General features: G+C 73.3%; 13 protein-coding genes. All 13 read left to right on the top strand.

All coding sequences use genetic code 11. The features are described from left to right. Positions 1 to 30: 30 nt before the first annotated feature. The 13 genes from ACPYN7_RS04445 to aroB all read left to right on the top strand — a co-directional run bounded on the left by ACPYN7_RS04445 (position 31) and on the right by aroB (position 14,860). Positions 31 to 1,779, top strand: a complete 1,749-nt coding sequence (locus tag ACPYN7_RS04445) for a glycerol-3-phosphate dehydrogenase/oxidase (protein ID WP_058872675.1) — start codon at positions 31 to 33, stop codon at positions 1,777 to 1,779. Positions 1,780 to 1,900: 121 nt separating this feature from the next. Next, positions 1,901 to 2,695 carry an MIP/aquaporin family protein gene (locus ACPYN7_RS04450; protein WP_197412620.1) on the top strand — a complete coding sequence of 265 codons (795 nt, stop codon included), beginning with the start codon at positions 1,901 to 1,903 and terminating at the stop codon, positions 2,693 to 2,695. A 59-nt stretch (positions 2,696 to 2,754) separates the two neighbouring features. Further along, complete coding sequence (gene glpK, locus ACPYN7_RS04455) at positions 2,755 to 4,278, top strand: glycerol kinase GlpK (RefSeq protein WP_269433303.1); 1,524 nt, start codon at positions 2,755 to 2,757, stop codon at positions 4,276 to 4,278. A 396-nt stretch (positions 4,279 to 4,674) separates the two neighbouring features. Then, positions 4,675 to 5,307, top strand: coding sequence for a 30S ribosomal protein S4 (gene rpsD / locus ACPYN7_RS04460; protein ID WP_017832285.1), 633 nt, complete (start codon positions 4,675 to 4,677; stop codon positions 5,305 to 5,307). 194 nt (positions 5,308 to 5,501) lie between these two features. Then, a complete protein-coding gene (locus ACPYN7_RS04465) occupies positions 5,502 to 5,930 on the top strand; it encodes a DUF948 domain-containing protein (RefSeq protein ID WP_058872674.1) in 429 nt (142 codons plus the stop codon). Further along, on the top strand, positions 5,927 to 6,310 hold the full coding sequence (locus tag ACPYN7_RS04470; RefSeq protein WP_058872673.1) for a hypothetical protein: 384 nt from the start codon (positions 5,927 to 5,929) through the stop codon (positions 6,308 to 6,310). The genes ACPYN7_RS04465 and ACPYN7_RS04470 overlap by 4 nt, the downstream gene beginning before the upstream one ends. Beyond that, positions 6,310 to 9,006 carry an alanine--tRNA ligase gene (gene alaS / locus ACPYN7_RS04475; protein ID WP_424346807.1) on the top strand — a complete coding sequence of 899 codons (2,697 nt, stop codon included), beginning with the start codon at positions 6,310 to 6,312 and terminating at the stop codon, positions 9,004 to 9,006. The genes ACPYN7_RS04470 and alaS overlap by 1 nt, the downstream gene beginning before the upstream one ends. Next, positions 9,003 to 9,677: a Holliday junction resolvase RuvX gene (gene ruvX / locus ACPYN7_RS04480; RefSeq protein ID WP_231738245.1), complete on the top strand. Its 675-nt coding sequence runs from the start codon at positions 9,003 to 9,005 to the stop codon at positions 9,675 to 9,677. Before alaS ends, ruvX begins: the two co-directional genes overlap by 4 nt. Beyond that, positions 9,674 to 10,903 (top strand): endolytic transglycosylase MltG, encoded by a 1,230-nt coding sequence (locus ACPYN7_RS04485; protein ID WP_058872670.1) that lies wholly within the window; start codon positions 9,674 to 9,676, stop codon positions 10,901 to 10,903. The genes ruvX and ACPYN7_RS04485 overlap by 4 nt, the downstream gene beginning before the upstream one ends. Next, positions 10,873 to 11,787, top strand: a complete 915-nt coding sequence (locus tag ACPYN7_RS04490; RefSeq protein WP_231738244.1) for a shikimate dehydrogenase — start codon at positions 10,873 to 10,875, stop codon at positions 11,785 to 11,787. Before ACPYN7_RS04485 ends, ACPYN7_RS04490 begins: the two co-directional genes overlap by 31 nt. 63 nt (positions 11,788 to 11,850) lie before the next feature. Then, complete coding sequence (gene aroC / locus ACPYN7_RS04495) at positions 11,851 to 13,140, top strand: chorismate synthase (protein ID WP_058872668.1); 1,290 nt, start codon at positions 11,851 to 11,853, stop codon at positions 13,138 to 13,140. Then, complete coding sequence (locus tag ACPYN7_RS04500) at positions 13,137 to 13,748, top strand: shikimate kinase (RefSeq protein WP_424346808.1); 612 nt, start codon at positions 13,137 to 13,139, stop codon at positions 13,746 to 13,748. Before aroC ends, ACPYN7_RS04500 begins: the two co-directional genes overlap by 4 nt. After that, positions 13,745 to 14,860, top strand: coding sequence for a 3-dehydroquinate synthase (gene aroB / locus ACPYN7_RS04505; protein ID WP_058872666.1), 1,116 nt, complete (start codon positions 13,745 to 13,747; stop codon positions 14,858 to 14,860). The genes ACPYN7_RS04500 and aroB overlap by 4 nt, the downstream gene beginning before the upstream one ends. The last annotated feature ends 17 nt before the right edge of the window (positions 14,861 to 14,877 follow it).

Consider the following 14,877-nt stretch of genomic DNA (forward strand, 5'->3'; position numbering starts at 1 on the left):
GCAACGACCCGCCCCGAGGAGATCCCCACCATGGCCCACCCCGCACTCTCCAGCACCCAGCGCGACCGGGCGCTCGCCGAGCTCTCCGGCGGTCCCGAGCTCGACGTCCTCGTGGTCGGCGGAGGCATCACCGGCGCCGGCATCGCCCTGGACGCCGTGACCCGGGGGCTGCGCACCGGGATCGTCGAGGCCCAGGACTGGGCCGGGGGCACCTCGCAGTGGTCCTCCAAGCTCGTCCACGGCGGTCTGCGCTACCTCCAGCAGCTCGACTTCAAGCTCGTCTCCGAGGCCCTGCGCGAGCGGGAGCTCCTGCTCGACTTCCTCGCCCCCCACCTCGTCAAGCCCGTGCCCTTCCTGTACCCGCTGACCCACCGCTTCTGGGAGCGGCCCTATGTCACGGCCGGCATCGGCCTCTACGACGCCCTGGCCCACCTCGGCGCCAAGGTCGCGACCCTGCCCTACCAGCGCCACTACGGCTTCAAGGGCGTCCAGCGGGTCTTCCCCGACGTGAAGCCCGGCTCCATGGTGGGCGCCGTGCAGTACTGGGACGGCCAGGTCGACGACGCCCGACTCGTCCTGACCATCGTGCGCACCGCGGTGCGCTACGGCGCTCTCGCCGCCAACCGGACGCGGGCGGTGGACTTCCCGAAGGACGACTCCGGCCGCGTCGTCGGGGCCACCGTCCGGGACCTCGAGACGGGCCAGGAGCACACGGTCCGGGCGAGGACCGTCATCGCCGCCACCGGGGTGTGGACGGAGCAGACCCAGGACCTGGCCCACGCCGAGGGCGGGCTGAAGGTGCTCGCCTCCAAGGGGATCCACATCATCGTGCCCCGCGAGCGGATCCGCGGCGAGAAGGGGCTGATCCTGCAGACCGAGAAGTCCGTGCTGTTCATCATCCCGTGGGCGAGGTACTGGATCATCGGCACCACCGACACCCCGTACCACCAGGACCTCGTGAACCCGGTGGCCACCGCGGAGGACATCGACTACGTCATCGACCACGCCAACGTGGTCCTGGACCGGCCCCTCACCCGCGAGGACGTCATCGGCACGTACGCCGGACTGCGGCCGCTGCTGCAGCCCGGGACGAAGAAGGACGGCGGGGACGCGCAGTCCACGAAGATCTCCCGCGAGCACACCGTGACCGAGGTCGCCCCCGGCCTGATCACGATCGCCGGTGGCAAGCTCACCACCTACCGGGTGATGGCCCGGGACGCCGTGGACCTCGCCCTGGGCGAGGAGCGGGCCGAGGCCGTCCCCTCGGTCACCGACCGGACGCCGCTGCTGGGCGCCGAGGGCTACCTCGCGCTGGGCCGGCAGGCCGGGACCCTGGGCGCCCGGCACGACTGGGACGAGGAGCGGGTGCAGCACCTGCTCGGCCGCTACGGCTCGGCGATCACCGAGATCACCGAGCTCGTGGAGGACCGCCCCGACCTGGGCCGCCCGCTGGCGGGCGCCCCCGCCTACCTGCGGGCCGAGATCGTGCACGCCTGCACCCACGAGGGCGCGCTGCACCTCGAGGACCTCTACGACACCCGCACCCGGCTCACGTGGGAGCAGGCCCGCCACGGCCTCGACGCCGTGGAGGAGGTCGCGGACCTCGCGGCCGAGGCCCTCGGCTGGGACGGGCGGCGGCGCGAGGCCGAGGTCGAGGCCTACCGGCTGCGCTGCGCGGCGGAGGACGCCGCCGCCGGGACCGCCGACGACACCGCGGCGGCCTCCGCGCGCGCCGCCGCCCCCGACGTCCTGGAGCTCGTGCGCCCCACCGACGGCTGAGCGTCCCGCCGCCGCGCGTCCCACCGGACCCCGTCCACCCAGAAACCCACCCCACCGGCCGTCCCCGACGGACGACCGGTCCACCCAGTCCGCACCAACCGAGGAGTCGCAAGTGCTGTCGATGTCGAACGCAGTGGTCCAGGCCGTCGCGCCTGCCGTGCCGATCCCCCTGTCCACCGTCTTCTGGTCCGAGGTCGCGGGCACCGCGATGCTGCTGCTGCTCGGCTGCGGCGTCGTCGCCAACGCCGTGCTGCCGAAGACCAAGGGAGTCGGCGGCGGCTTCCTGATGATCAACTTCGGCTGGGGCCTGGCCGTGTTCGCCGGCGTGTACGTGGCCTACCAGTCCGGCGCCCACATCAACCCCGCCGTGACCGTGGGCCTGTGGGCCAGCGGGGCCGAGGAGTACGCCCCCGGCGTGGCCATCACCGCGGTCAGCACGCTCGTCTACTTCGCCGGCGAGCTCGTCGGCGGCATCCTCGGCGCCGTCGTGGCGTTCCTGGCCTACAAGAAGCACTTCGACGAGGAGATCGAGGAGGAGGTCCTCGGAGCGACCAAGCTCGCCGTGTTCTCGACCGGGCCGGCGGTGCGCTCCTACGGCTGGAACCTGGTCACCGAGATCGTCGGCACCTTCGTCCTCGTCGCGGTGATCCTGCTCTTCGGCAACACCCCGTCCCAGCTCGGCCCCCTGGCCGTGGCCCTGCTCGTGGTCGGCATCGGCGCGAGCCTCGGCGGACCCACGGGCTACGCCATCAACCCCGCCCGTGACCTCGGGCCCCGCATCGCCCACGCCCTGCTGCCCATCCGCGGCAAGGGCTCCAGCGACTGGGCCTACGCCTGGGTCCCGGTCCTCGGCCCGGTCCTCGGCGCGATGCTCGCCGGCGGCTTCTTCCAGCTCTACTCCAACCCGCCGGCCTGAGCCCGGCGGCCCGCACCCGTCCGACCCGCAGCACACCACAACGAAGTGAGGTACCACCCGTGAGCACCGAACCGCAGCACGTCATGGCCATCGACCAGGGCACCACCAGCACCCGGGCCATCATCTTCGACCACCGGGGCACGATCGTCAGCACCGGCCAGCTCGAGCACGAGCAGATCTTCCCGCGCGCCGGCTGGGTGGAGCACGACCCGATGGAGATCTGGCGCAACGTCCGCAAGGTCGTCGCGGACGCCGAGGCCTCCGCCGAGATCAACGCCCGGGACCTGGCCGCCGTGGGCATCACCAACCAGCGCGAGACCACCGTGGTCTGGGACCGCACCACCGGGGAGCCCGTCTACAACGCCATCGTCTGGCAGGACACCCGGACCCAGAAGATCGCCGAGGAGCTCGGCGGGGACGCCGGCCCGGACCGGTACAAGGACCGCGTGGGGCTGCCCCTGGCCAGCTACTTCTCGGGCCCCAAGGTCAAGTGGATCCTGGACAACGTGGACGGCGCCCGGGAGCGGGCCGAGCGGGGGGACCTGCTCATGGGCAACACCGACTCCTGGCTGGTGTGGAACATGACCGGCGGCGTGGACGGCGGGGTGCACGTCACCGACGTCACCAACGCCTCGCGCACCATGCTCATGAACCTGGCGACCCTCGACTGGAACGAGGAGATCTGCGCCGACATGGGCATCCCCACGTCGATGCTGCCCGAGATCCGCTCCTCCTCCGAGGTCTACGGCAAGGGCCGCACCCGCGGCTTCCTCAAGGACGTGCCGATCGCCGGGATCCTGGGCGACCAGCAGGCCGCGATGTTCGGCCAGGCCTGCTTCGAGAAGGGCATGGGCAAGAACACCTACGGCACGGGCAGCTTCGTGCTCATGAACGTGGGCACCGAGGTGGTGCACTCGCAGAACGGCCTGCTGAGCACCGTGTGCTACAAGATCGGCGACCAGGACGCCGTCTACGCCCTGGAGGGCTCGATCGCGGTGACCGGGTCCCTGGTCCAGTGGCTGCGCGACAACCTGGGCATCCTCTCCTCCGCGCCGCAGGTCGAGTCCCTGGCCGCGTCGGTCGAGGACAACGGCGGGGCCTACTTCGTCCCGGCCTTCAGCGGCCTGTTCGCCCCGTACTGGCGCTCGGACGCCCGCGGCGCCCTGGTGGGCCTGACCCGCTACGTCAACAAGGGCCACATCGCCCGCGCCGCCCTGGAGGCCACGGCCTACCAGTCCCGCGAGGTGGTCGAGGCGATGAACGCCGACGCCGGGGTGGACATCACCGAGCTGAAGGTGGACGGCGGGATGACCGCCAACGAGCTGCTCATGCAGTTCCAGGCGGACCAGCTGGGGGTGCCCGTGATCCGACCCGAGGTCACCGAGACCACGGCCCTCGGCGCCGCCTACGCCGCGGGCATCGCCGTCGGCTTCTGGTCCGGGACGGAGGAGGTCACCGCCAACTGGGCCGAGAACAAGCGCTGGGAGCCGCAGATGGAGGACGCCCAGCGCGCCCGGCTGTTCCGCAACTGGCAGAAGGCCGTCACCAAGACCTTCGACTGGGTGGACGAGGACGTCGACTGACCGCGTCCGCGCCGAGGGCTCGCCGTCGGAGCGCCGTCCGGGAGTCCCGGGCGGCGCTCCGGCGCGCCGGGACGGGGGCGGGGGCCGGTCCGCATTGTGGGGGCGGTCCGCATTGTGGGGGCCGGCCCGCACTGTGCGGGCCCGGGGCGCGCCGCGGGCCCGCACACGCTATAGTGGGACGTCGGCCGGCAAGGCCCGTGCTCCCGCACGCCCGGCGCACCGCCTCAACCACGGTGCACGGCGAGCGGCCACGGCGCTTGTAGGACCGGAGGATTGCGGCTGATCCTCACCTCTCCGGCGGGACCGGTCCCGTCCTCGGAGGCCGGACCGAACAGAACACGCTCCCCCCGCGCCGGGCACCGGACGGGGGAGGGCACCGCATTGTGAAAGGTAAACGTGGCTAACAACACGCGTGCGCGCCGCCAGGTGCGCAAGTCCCGCGCCCTCGGGATCGCCCTGACCCCGAAGGCCGAGAAGTACTTCGAGCGCCGTCCCTACGGCCCCGGTGAGCACGGCCGTGCCCGCCGGAAGGCCGACTCGGACTACGCCGTCCGGCTGCGCGAGAAGCAGCGTCTCCGGGCGCAGTACAACATCCGCGAGAAGCAGATGCACATCGCCTATGTCGAGGCCAAGCGCCAGGAGGGGCAGACCGGTGAGAACCTGGTCGCCCTGCTGGAGTCCCGCCTGGACGCCCTGGTCCTGCGCTCCGGCTTCGCCCGGACCATGGCCCAGGCCCGCCAGATGGTCGTGCACCGCCACATCCTGGTGGACGGCGAGCGGGTGGACCGCCCCTCCTACCAGGTCAAGGAGGGCCAGCTGATCCACGTGCACGCCAAGTCGGAGAAGATGGTGCCCTTCCAGGTCGCCGCCGCCGGCGCGCACCAGGCCGTGCTGCCCGACACCCCGGGCTACCTCGACGTGCAGATCGAGAAGCTGCAGGCCAAGCTGGTCCGCAAGCCCAAGCGCGCCGAGGTCCCCGTGACCTGCGAGGAGCAGCTCGTGGTGGAGTACTACGCCCGCATGGCCTGATCCTGCGGGCTCCTGCTCCCGGGACGCCCCGGGAGCAGGGCCTTACCGGCGGAGAGCCCGCGGCGCCTGCGCCGCGGGCTCTCCCGTTCGGTACAGTTGATCCCCGGGCACCGCACCGTTGCCCGGCACCGCACGCCCGGGCGGCCCCGCCGCCCCGGTCCCCTCGACCCGACCAGCAAGGAGCGCGCCGCCCCATGACCGGTGGAGAAATCGCAGGACTGCTCGCCGCGGGGGTGTTCGCCGTGCTGGTCCTCCTGCTCGCGGTGCCGATCCTCAAGCTCGGCAAGGTCTTCGACGAGCTGCGGCTGACGATCCGCTCGCTCAACAACGAGACCGTCCCCCTCATCGACGAGGTCACCCGCACCGTCTCGACCACCAACTCCCAGCTCGAGAAGGTGGACGGCATCACGACCAACGTCTCCGACGCCTCCGCGAACGTCTCCGCGCTGTCCTCCCTGGTGGCCTCCACCGTGGGCCAGCCGCTGATCAAGGTCGCCGCGTTCTCCCACGGCGTGCGCCGGGCGTTCACCGGCGACACCGCGACGGGCGGCGCCCACCGGGCCGACCGCTTCGGGACCGCCGACGAGCCGGTCCCCGGCGCCCCGGGGGAGGACCGGCCATGAGCTTCTGGGGCAGGCTCGCCCTCGTGGCCGCCGGCGGGGTGCTCGGCGCCGCCGCCACCCGGTTCGCCCGCTCGACCGGCCAGGACCTCGCCGTCCGGGAGGCCGCCGGCACCGCGCGCACCCCCCGCGCCGGGGACTGGCGGTCCCGGCTCTACCGGTTCGCCGCCGCCGTGCGGGCGGGCATGGACGAACGGGAGGCCGAGCTGCGCGAGTCCTTCGGCGTGGCCGCGCCCCGGCCGCCGGCCGCGCGCCTCGCCGCCCGCGACACCGCCCCGCCGGTGCTCGACGGCACCACCGCTCCCCACGGGGCCGAGGCCTCGGCGGACCCCACCGACCCCTCGACACCCCCCTCGACCCACCGCGAAGGAAAGCACCGGTAATGCTGTCTCAGGAAATCACCAAGCGCTGGCTGGACTACTTCGAAGGCCAGGGCCACACCGTGGTGCCCTCCGCCTCGCTCATCTCCTCCCAGCCCGGTGCCATGTTCACCATCGCGGGCATGGTCCCGTTCATCCCGTACTTCCTCGGCCAGGAGACCGCCCCCTACCGGCGCGCCACGTCCATCCAGAAGTGCATCCGCACCCTCGACATCGACGAGGTGGGCAAGACCGCCCGGCACGGCACGTTCTTCCAGATGGCCGGCAACTTCTCCTTCGGGGACTACTTCAAGGAGCGGGCCATCCCCATGGCCTGGGAGCTGCTCACCGGACCCGTGGACGAGGGCCGCTTCGGCCTGGACCCGGACCGGCTGTGGGTCACCGTGTACGAGGACGACGAGGAGTCCTACACGCTGTGGAAGGACACCGTGGGCGTGCCCGCCGAGCGGATCCAGCGGATGGGCCGGGACGAGAACTACTGGGACACCGGCCAGCCCGGCCCCGCGGGCCCCGACTCGGAGATCTTCTACGACCGCGGCCCCCGGTACGGCCGGGAGGGCGGGCCGGCCGTCGACGACGACCGGTACATCGAGATCTGGAACCTCGTCTTCATGCAGTACCAGCGCGGCGAGGGCACGGGCAAGGACTACGAGATCCTGGGCGACCTGCCCGAGAAGAACATCGACACCGGCCTCGGCGTGGAGCGCCTGGCCATGCTCCTGCAGGGCGTGGAGAACTTCTACGAGACCGACCAGGTCCGGCCCGTCCTCGACCGGGCGGCCGAGCTCTCCGGCAAGCGCTACCGCGGCTCGGAGAAGCCGGGGGAGGAGGGCTACGAGGACGACGTGCGGATGCGCGTGGTCGCCGACCACGTCCGCTCCTCGCTGATGCTCATCGCCGACGGCGTCAGTCCCTCCAACGAGGGCCGCGGGTACATCCTGCGCCGCCTGCTGCGCCGCGCGATCCGCGCGATGCGCCTGATGGGCGTCACCGAGCCCTGCCTGCCCGTGCTGCTGCCCGCCTCCCGGGACGCCATGCGCGGCGTCTACCCCTACGTGGCCGAGGACTTCGAGCGGATCTCCCGGATCGCCTACGCCGAGGAGCGGGCGTTCCTGAAGACCATCGAGTCCGGGACCACCCGGCTCAACGAGGCGGTGGCCGGCGCCCGGCAGCAGGGCCGGACCGTCTCGGGCGCGGAGGCCTTCGCCCTGCACGACACCTACGGCTTCCCCATCGACCTGACCCTGGAGATGGCCGCCGAGGCCGGGGTCGCGGTCGACGAGACGGCCTTCCGCGGTCTCATGGAGGAGCAGCGCCACCGCGCGCAGCAGGACGCCCGCGCCAAGAAGGGCGCCCACGCCGACCTCTCGGTGTTCCGCCGGCTCGTGGACGAGGGCGGCTCGGAGTTCACCGGCTACACCCGGCTGGGGCACGGGACGGTGCTGCGCGCCCTGCTGCAGGACGGCGTGAGCGTCCCCGCCGCGCCGGCCGGGACGCACGTGGAGGTGGTCCTGGACGAGACGCCGTTCTACGCCGAGGCCGGCGGCCAGGCCGCCGACCGGGGCACGATCTCCGGCGACGGGTTCGTGCTCGAGGTCACCGACGTCCAGCAGCCCGTGAAGGGGCTGTCCGTGCACCAGGCGGTGGTGCGCGAGGGCGAGGCCCTCTCCGGCGCCACGGTGCACGCCCAGGTGGACGTCGCCCGGCGCCGTGCCGCCGAGGCCGCCCACACCGGCACCCACATCGTGCACGCGGCCCTGCACGACGTCCTCGGCCCCGAGGCCGTCCAGCGCGGCTCGTTCAACAAGGAGGGCTACCTGCGCTTCGACTTCGCGTGGGGCGAGGGCCTCGGAGAGGCCCAGCGCCAGGAGATCGAGGAGGTCTCCAACGCCGCGATCCACGCCAACCACGAGGTCGTGACCCAGGAGATGGCCCTCGCCGAGGCGAAGGCCATGGGCGCCATGTCCCTGTTCGGCGAGAAGTACGGGGACCGGGTGCGCGTGGTCGAGCTCAACGGCCCGTGGTCCCGGGAGCTGTGCGGCGGCACGCACGTGGGCGGCACGGCCCAGATCGGCTCGCTCACGCTGCTGACCGAGCAGTCCGTGGGCTCGGGCAACCGCCGCGTCGAGGCGCTCGTGGGGCTGGACTCGTTCCGGCACCTCGCCGCCGAGCGGACCCTCGTGCACCAGCTGACCGGCATGCTCAAGGCGCAGTCCTCCGCGGAGCTGCCCGAGCGCCTGGCGGGCACCCTCGAGAAGCTGAAGTCGGCCGAGAAGGAGCTCGCGGTGCTGCGCCGGGAGAAGCTGCAGGCGCAGGCGGGGTCCCTGCTCGACGGGGTGCGCCAGGTCGGCCCGGTCAAGGTCCTCGCCCACGACATGGGGGAGGTCTCCGGGGCCGACGACGTCCGCTCGCTCGCGCTCGACCTGCGCGGCCGGATGACGGCCGAGCCCTTCGTGGTCGCCGTCACGGGCACCGCCAAGGGCCGGCCCCTGGTCCTCGTGGCCACCACCGAGGGCGCCCGCGACGCGGGCGTGCAGGCCGGCCGGCTCGTGCGCACCGCCGCCCAGGTCCTCGGCGGCGGCGGCGGCGGCAAGGACGACATCGCCCAGGGCGGCGGGCAGGACCCCGCCCAGGTCGGGGCCGCCCTGGACGCGGTGCTGGCCGACATCGCCCGGGCGACGGGCGGCACCGCCGCGTGAGCGACGCCTTCGCCCGGGGACGGCGGATGGGGGTCGACGTCGGCCTCGTCCGCGTCGGGGTGGCCCTGTGCGACCCCGACGGCATCCTCGCCACGCCGCTCACCACGCTGCGGCGCGACCCCCGGAAGGGCTTCGACGTGAAGCTGCTGGCCGGCCTGGTCCAGGAGCACGACGTCGTCGCCGTCTACGTCGGCCTGCCCCGCAGCCTCGACGGCGGGGAGAACGCCTCCACCGCGATGGCCCGCGACTACGCGGAGGCCCTCGTGCGGCGGCTGCGCGTGAAGGGCCGCGAGGTGCCGGTGCGGCTGGTCGACGAGCGCCTCAGCACGGTGGACGCCCACCGGGCGCTCCTCGAGGCCGGGGTCTCCCGCCGGGACCACATGGACAAGGTCGACCAGGTGGCCGCGGCCACCATCCTGCAGAGCGCCGTGGACCGGGCCAGGGCGACCGGTGCGGAGCCCGGGGCGCCGGTGGACCCGCCGGTCCCTGCCGCCGCGGAACCGGCGGTCGCGCATAATGGGGGGGACCTCGACGGGCACGGTCCCGCCGGGGCGCAGGACGGGCAGCCGTCCCGCGAGGCCGGGAGCACGGCCGAGGACACCGCCGGAGCGCCCGACCGGGCGCGGACGGCACCGTTGACGACCACCGATCCGGACGGAGAGCATTCGTGAGCGACGATCCGTACGACCAGTCGGCGTCCCGCCGACCCGAGGGAGCCCGCGAGTCCTCCGGAGGCGGCGGCGGTCTGGGGAGCCTCCTGGACGCGCCGTCCTCGCGGCAGCCCTCCACCGGCCTGCGCGGCGTCTTCGAGCACGAGGAGCTCACCCCGGAGCAGGTCAAGCGGCGGCAGCGCCGCGGCCGCGTGTCCCTCACCACGGCCATCGCCCTGTTCCTGCTCGCCGCGCTGATCACCGTGTCCGTGCTCGGCTCGACCTTCGGCTGGTTCGAGATCCGCGACTACCGCGGCGACGGCAAGGACCCCGTGACGTTCTCCGTGGGCCAGGGCGCCACCACCGGGCAGATCGCCGTGGCGCTCCAGGAGCAGGGGATCGTGGCGGACGCCGAGACGTTCGTCGAGACCTACCAGGAGGAGCACGCCGAGCAGTTCATCCAGCCGGGCGAGTACGAGCTGCGCACGGAGATGAGCTCCGAGGCCGCCGTGGACGCGCTCATGGAGGAGGACGAGGCCACCCACTACGCGGCGGTCAACCGGACCCTGCGCATGTCCGACGTCTTCGGGGTCCTCAGCGAGTCCACGGGCATCCCGGTCTCCGAGTTCGAGGCCTACGAGGAGGACACGGAGGCGTTCGGGATCCCCGGGCGCTTCCCGACCCTCGAGGGCTGGCTGCACCCGGGGGAGTACCGGTTCCCGCTGGACGCCACCGCGGAGCAGATCCTGCGCGACATGGTGGACCGCACCCGGGCGACCCTGGAGGACAACGGTGTCAGCGGCGAGGACAGGATCTTCGAGGTGCTCACCATCGGCTCGATCATCGAGTTCGAGGTCCAGCCCGAGCACTACGACGTGGTGGCGGGCGCGATCCAGAACCGCCTCGACAACCCCGACGGCGAGACCTCCGGGTTCATCCAGTCCGACGCGTCCGTGACCTACGGCCTCGACCGCAGGAGCTACGACTTCACGGAGGAGGAGCGCCGCGACGAGTCCAACCGGTACAACACCTTCGCCAACCCGGGGCTGCCCGTGGGCCCGATCGGCTCCCCGGGCGACGCCGCCATCGCGGCGGCCGCCGACCCGCAGGAGAACGACTACTACTTCTGGGTCACCGTGAACCTCGACACGGGCGAGACGAAGTTCTCCGAGACCTACGCGCAGCACCTCGAGTACGTGGAGGAGTACAACCAGTGGTGCAGCGAGAACGAGGGCCGGTGCGGGTGAGCCCCGCCCACGCGGCCGTGGTGGGCCACCCCATCGGCCACTCGAGGTCCCCGGACCTGCACCGCGCCGCGTACGCGGTGCTGGGCGAGGACGTGGACTACGACGCCCACGACCTCGTCGAGGAGCAGCTCCCGCCGTTCGTCGACGCCCGCCGCGGCGACCCCGCCTGGCGCGGGCTGTCGGTGACGATGCCCCTCAAGTCGGTCGCCGCGGCGTGCGCCGACGAGCTGACGGGACTGGGGGACGCGGTCGGCGCGGTCAACACCCTGCTCTTCCGCGCCGACGGGACGGTCCTGGGCCACAACACCGACGTCACGGGCATCGTGGGCGCGGTGCTCGCGGCGGGCACGGTCCCGGACGCGCCCCGGGCCGCCGTCCTGGGCGGTGGGGGCACGGCCACGGCCGCGGTCGCCGCCGCGCAGCTGCTCGGAGCCTCCTCCGTGGACGTCTTCGTGCGCTCCGCGGTCCGCGCCGGGCGCGCCGCCGAGGCGGGCCGCCGGCTCGGGATCCCCGTGCTCCTGCGCGCCTGGGACGAGGCGCCGGGCCTGCTGGCCGGCTACGACGTGGTCGTCTCGACCCTCCCACCGCACGGCGCCGACGAGCTGGCGGCGCAGCTCGAGGCCGGTTCCCCGGCGACCACGGGCGTCCTGCTGGACGCCGCCTACGATCCGTGGCCGTCGGCGGTCGCCGGGGCCTGGGCCCGGGCCGGGGGAGCGGTGGCCCCGGGACTCGATATGCTGATCTTCCAGGCGGTGGACCAGATCCGCCTGTTCACCGGCCGTGATCCGGGCACACCCCTGCCCCGGGAACAGGACGTGATCGCGGCGATGTGCACGGCGGTGGGGCGGCCCGTCCTCCCCGTCCCGTCCCTGCCCCGCACCTGAGACCCGTCGGCGGCCGCGCCCTGCGGACCCGGCCGACGAGACCCCGAAACGGAAAGAGTTGTTATGTTGCGTTGGCTCACGGCCGGCGAGTCGCACGGCGAGGCGCTCGTCGGGATCATCGAGGGCGTCCCCGCGGGGGTGAGCCTGACCAGCCAGGACGTCCGCGACGCCCTGGCCCGCCGCCGTCTCGGCTACGGGCGGGGCGCGCGGATGAAGTTCGAGCAGGACCAGGTGCGCCTGCTCGGCGGCGTGCGCCACGGCGTGACCCAGGGCGGACCGGTGGCGATCGAGATCGCCAACACCGAGTGGCCCAAGTGGCGCGAGGTGATGTCCGCGGACCCCGTGGACGATGAGGTGCTCGAGGGCCGTGCCCGCAACGCCCCCCTGACCCGCCCCCGCCCCGGCCACGCCGATCTCACCGGGATGCAGAAGTACGGCTTCGACGAGGCCCGCCCCGTGCTGGAGCGGGCCAGCGCCCGGGAGACCGCCACGCGCGTGGCCCTCGGCGCCGTCGCCGCGAAGATGCTCGAGGCCGTGGGTGTGCGCCTCGTCTCCCACACGACCGCCGTGGGCGCCGTGAGCGCGCCGGTGGACGCCCCGCGGCCGCTGCCCGCGGACGTGGCCGCCCTCGACGCCGACCCCCTGCGGTGCTTCGACCCCGCCACGGCGGAGTCCATGGTGGCGGCGGTGGACGCCGCGCACAAGGACGGGGAGACCCTCGGGGGCGTCGTGGAGGTCCTCGCCTACGGCCTGCCGCCGGGACTCGGCTCCTACGTGCACTGGGACCGCCGGCTGGACTCCCGCCTCGCCGGGGCGCTGATGGGCATCCAGGCGATCAAGGGCGTCGAGGTCGGGGACGGCTTCCTGACCGCGTCCCGCCCCGGGTCCGAGGCCCACGACGAGATCGCCCGCGGCGCCGACGGCGCGGTGCGCCGCGTGAGCAACCGGGCCGGCGGGATCGAGGGCGGCATGTCCATCGGGGACGTCCTGCGCGTGCGCGCGGCCATGAAGCCCATCGCCACCGTGCCGAAGGCCCTGCGCACCGTCGACGTCGCGACCGGCGAGGCCGCCCGGGCCCACCACCAGCGCTCGGACGTGTGCGCCGTGCCCGCGGCCGGCGTGGTGGCCGAGGCGATGGTGGCCCTCGTGCTCGCCGACGCCGTGACGGAGAAGTTCGGCGGGGACTCGATCGCCGAGACCGCCCGCAACAAGGACGCCTACCTCGCCGCCGTCCCGGAGAACCTGCACTCCTCCGGCGAGCTCGGGCAGTTCGAGGGCGACGCCGCGGCGCGCGACGACCACATGGGCGACCCGCTCGTGGCGCCCGCCGAGACGGGGGAGGGCCAGGCGTGAACGCGCAGTTCCCCGCCCCGGCCGACGGCACCGCGGTCCCGCAGCGGCCCGTGGTGCTCATCGGCCCCATGGCCGCCGGCAAGTCCTTCCTGGCCCTGCACATGTCCAAGTTCTACGGCTACGACTTCGTGGACGCCGACCAGGTGATCGTCTCCCGCTACGGCGTGATCTCGGGGATCTTCGCGGAGCACGGCGAGAAGTACTTCCGCGACCTCGAGGCGGACACCATCGCCGAGATCCTCCGGGACCCCGACCACGCCAACGCGATCTTCTCCGTGGGCGGCGGCGCCCCCATGACCCCGTCCACCCGGGAGCTGCTGCGCCACGAGCTCGTCGCCTACCTCGAGGTGGACGCCGAGACCGTGCTCCCCAGGATCAGCGGCAACCGGACCCGGCCCATGCTCCAGCCGGACCCGGAGCGGCGCTGGCAGGAGCTCTACGAGTGCCGGCGCGCCTGCTACGAGGAGCTCGCCGACATCACCCTCGACGGCACCCGCAACCGACCCGTCGCGGAGATCGGCGCCGACCTCGAGGCGGAGCTCGTCCGCCTGCGGTCCGCGCGGGCCGCCGGCGGCACCACCGACAGCACCCAGGAGGTCCAGGCATGAGCGAGTCCGCTCCCCGCACCGTCACGACCATCCCCGTCACCGGGGACCGTCCGGCCGAGAACTACGACGTCCTCGTGGGCCACGGGCTGCTCGGGGAGGTCCCCCGCGTGCTCGGCGACCGGGTCCAGCGCGTGCTGGTCATCCACCCGAGGGCGCTGCGCAGCACCGGCGACGTGGTCATGGAGGAGCTGCGCGGCCAGGGCTACCAGGCGTTCACGGCCGAGATCCCCGACGCCGAGGAGGGCAAGCACGTCCAGGTGGCGTCCTTCTGCTGGCAGGTCCTGGGGCAGAACGACTTCACCCGCTCGGACGCCATCGTCTCCGTGGGCGGGGGAGCGGTCTCCGACCTCGCGGGCTTCGTGGCCGCCACCTGGCTGCGCGGGGTGCGGGTGGTGCACGTGCCCACGACCCTGCTCGGCATGGTGGACGCCGCCGTGGGCGGCAAGACCGGGATCAACACCGCGGAGGGCAAGAACCTCGTGGGCGCCTTCCACCCGCCCGCGGCCGTGCTGTGCGACCTCGACACGCTGCGGACGCTGCCCGAGAACGAGCTGCTCACCGGCATGGCGGAGGTCGTCAAGTGCGGCTTCATCGCCGACGAGCGGATCCTCGAGCTCATCGAGGGCCACCCGGAGGCGGTGCGGGACTCGCAGTCCGAGGTGGTGCGCGAGCTCGTGGAGCGCGGCATCCGGGTCAAGGCCGAGATCGTCTCCGGCGACCTGCGGGAGGCCGGGCGCCGGGAGGTGCTCAACTACGGGCACACCCTCGGCCACGCGATCGAGCACAACGAGCGCTACCAGTGGCGCCACGGCGCGGCGGTCGCCGTGGGGATGGTCTTCGCCGCGGAGCTCGCCCGCACCGCCGGCAGCCTGGCCGACGACGTCGTCGAGCGCCACCGCAGCGTCCTCACCGCCCTGGGGCTGCCCACCGCCTACCGGTGGGACCAGTGGCCCCGGCTGCTCGAGGTCATGAAGCGGGACAAGAAGACCCGCGGGAACCTGCTGCGCTTCGTCGTCCTCGACGCCGTCGGCAAGCCCCGTGTCCTCGAGGTCCCCGACCCCGCGATCCTCTTCGCGACCTACCAGGAAATCGCCGAGGGCGCGCCCCGCTAGACTGGTCCGCGGTCCGG

It is taken from the genome of Kocuria sp. CH-021, from assembly GCF_049716185.1.
GTDB lineage: Bacteria > Actinomycetota > Actinomycetes > Actinomycetales > Micrococcaceae > Kocuria > Kocuria cellulosilytica.

Excerpts from the sequence above, each read along its gene's own strand:
- aroC (WP_058872668.1), top strand. The coding sequence starts at position 11,851 with ATGTTGCGTTGGCTCACGGCCGGCGAGTCGCACGGCGAGGCGCTCGTC.
- alaS (WP_424346807.1), top strand. The coding sequence starts at position 6,310 with ATGCTGTCTCAGGAAATCACCAAGCGCTGGCTGGACTACTTCGAAGGC.
- ACPYN7_RS04450 (WP_197412620.1), top strand. The coding sequence starts at position 1,901 with ATGTCGAACGCAGTGGTCCAGGCCGTCGCGCCTGCCGTGCCGATCCCC.
- ACPYN7_RS04470 (WP_058872673.1), top strand. The coding sequence starts at position 5,927 with ATGAGCTTCTGGGGCAGGCTCGCCCTCGTGGCCGCCGGCGGGGTGCTC.
- ACPYN7_RS04465 (WP_058872674.1), top strand. The coding sequence starts at position 5,502 with ATGACCGGTGGAGAAATCGCAGGACTGCTCGCCGCGGGGGTGTTCGCC.
- ACPYN7_RS04445 (WP_058872675.1), top strand. The coding sequence starts at position 31 with ATGGCCCACCCCGCACTCTCCAGCACCCAGCGCGACCGGGCGCTCGCC.
- aroB (WP_058872666.1), top strand. The coding sequence starts at position 13,745 with ATGAGCGAGTCCGCTCCCCGCACCGTCACGACCATCCCCGTCACCGGG.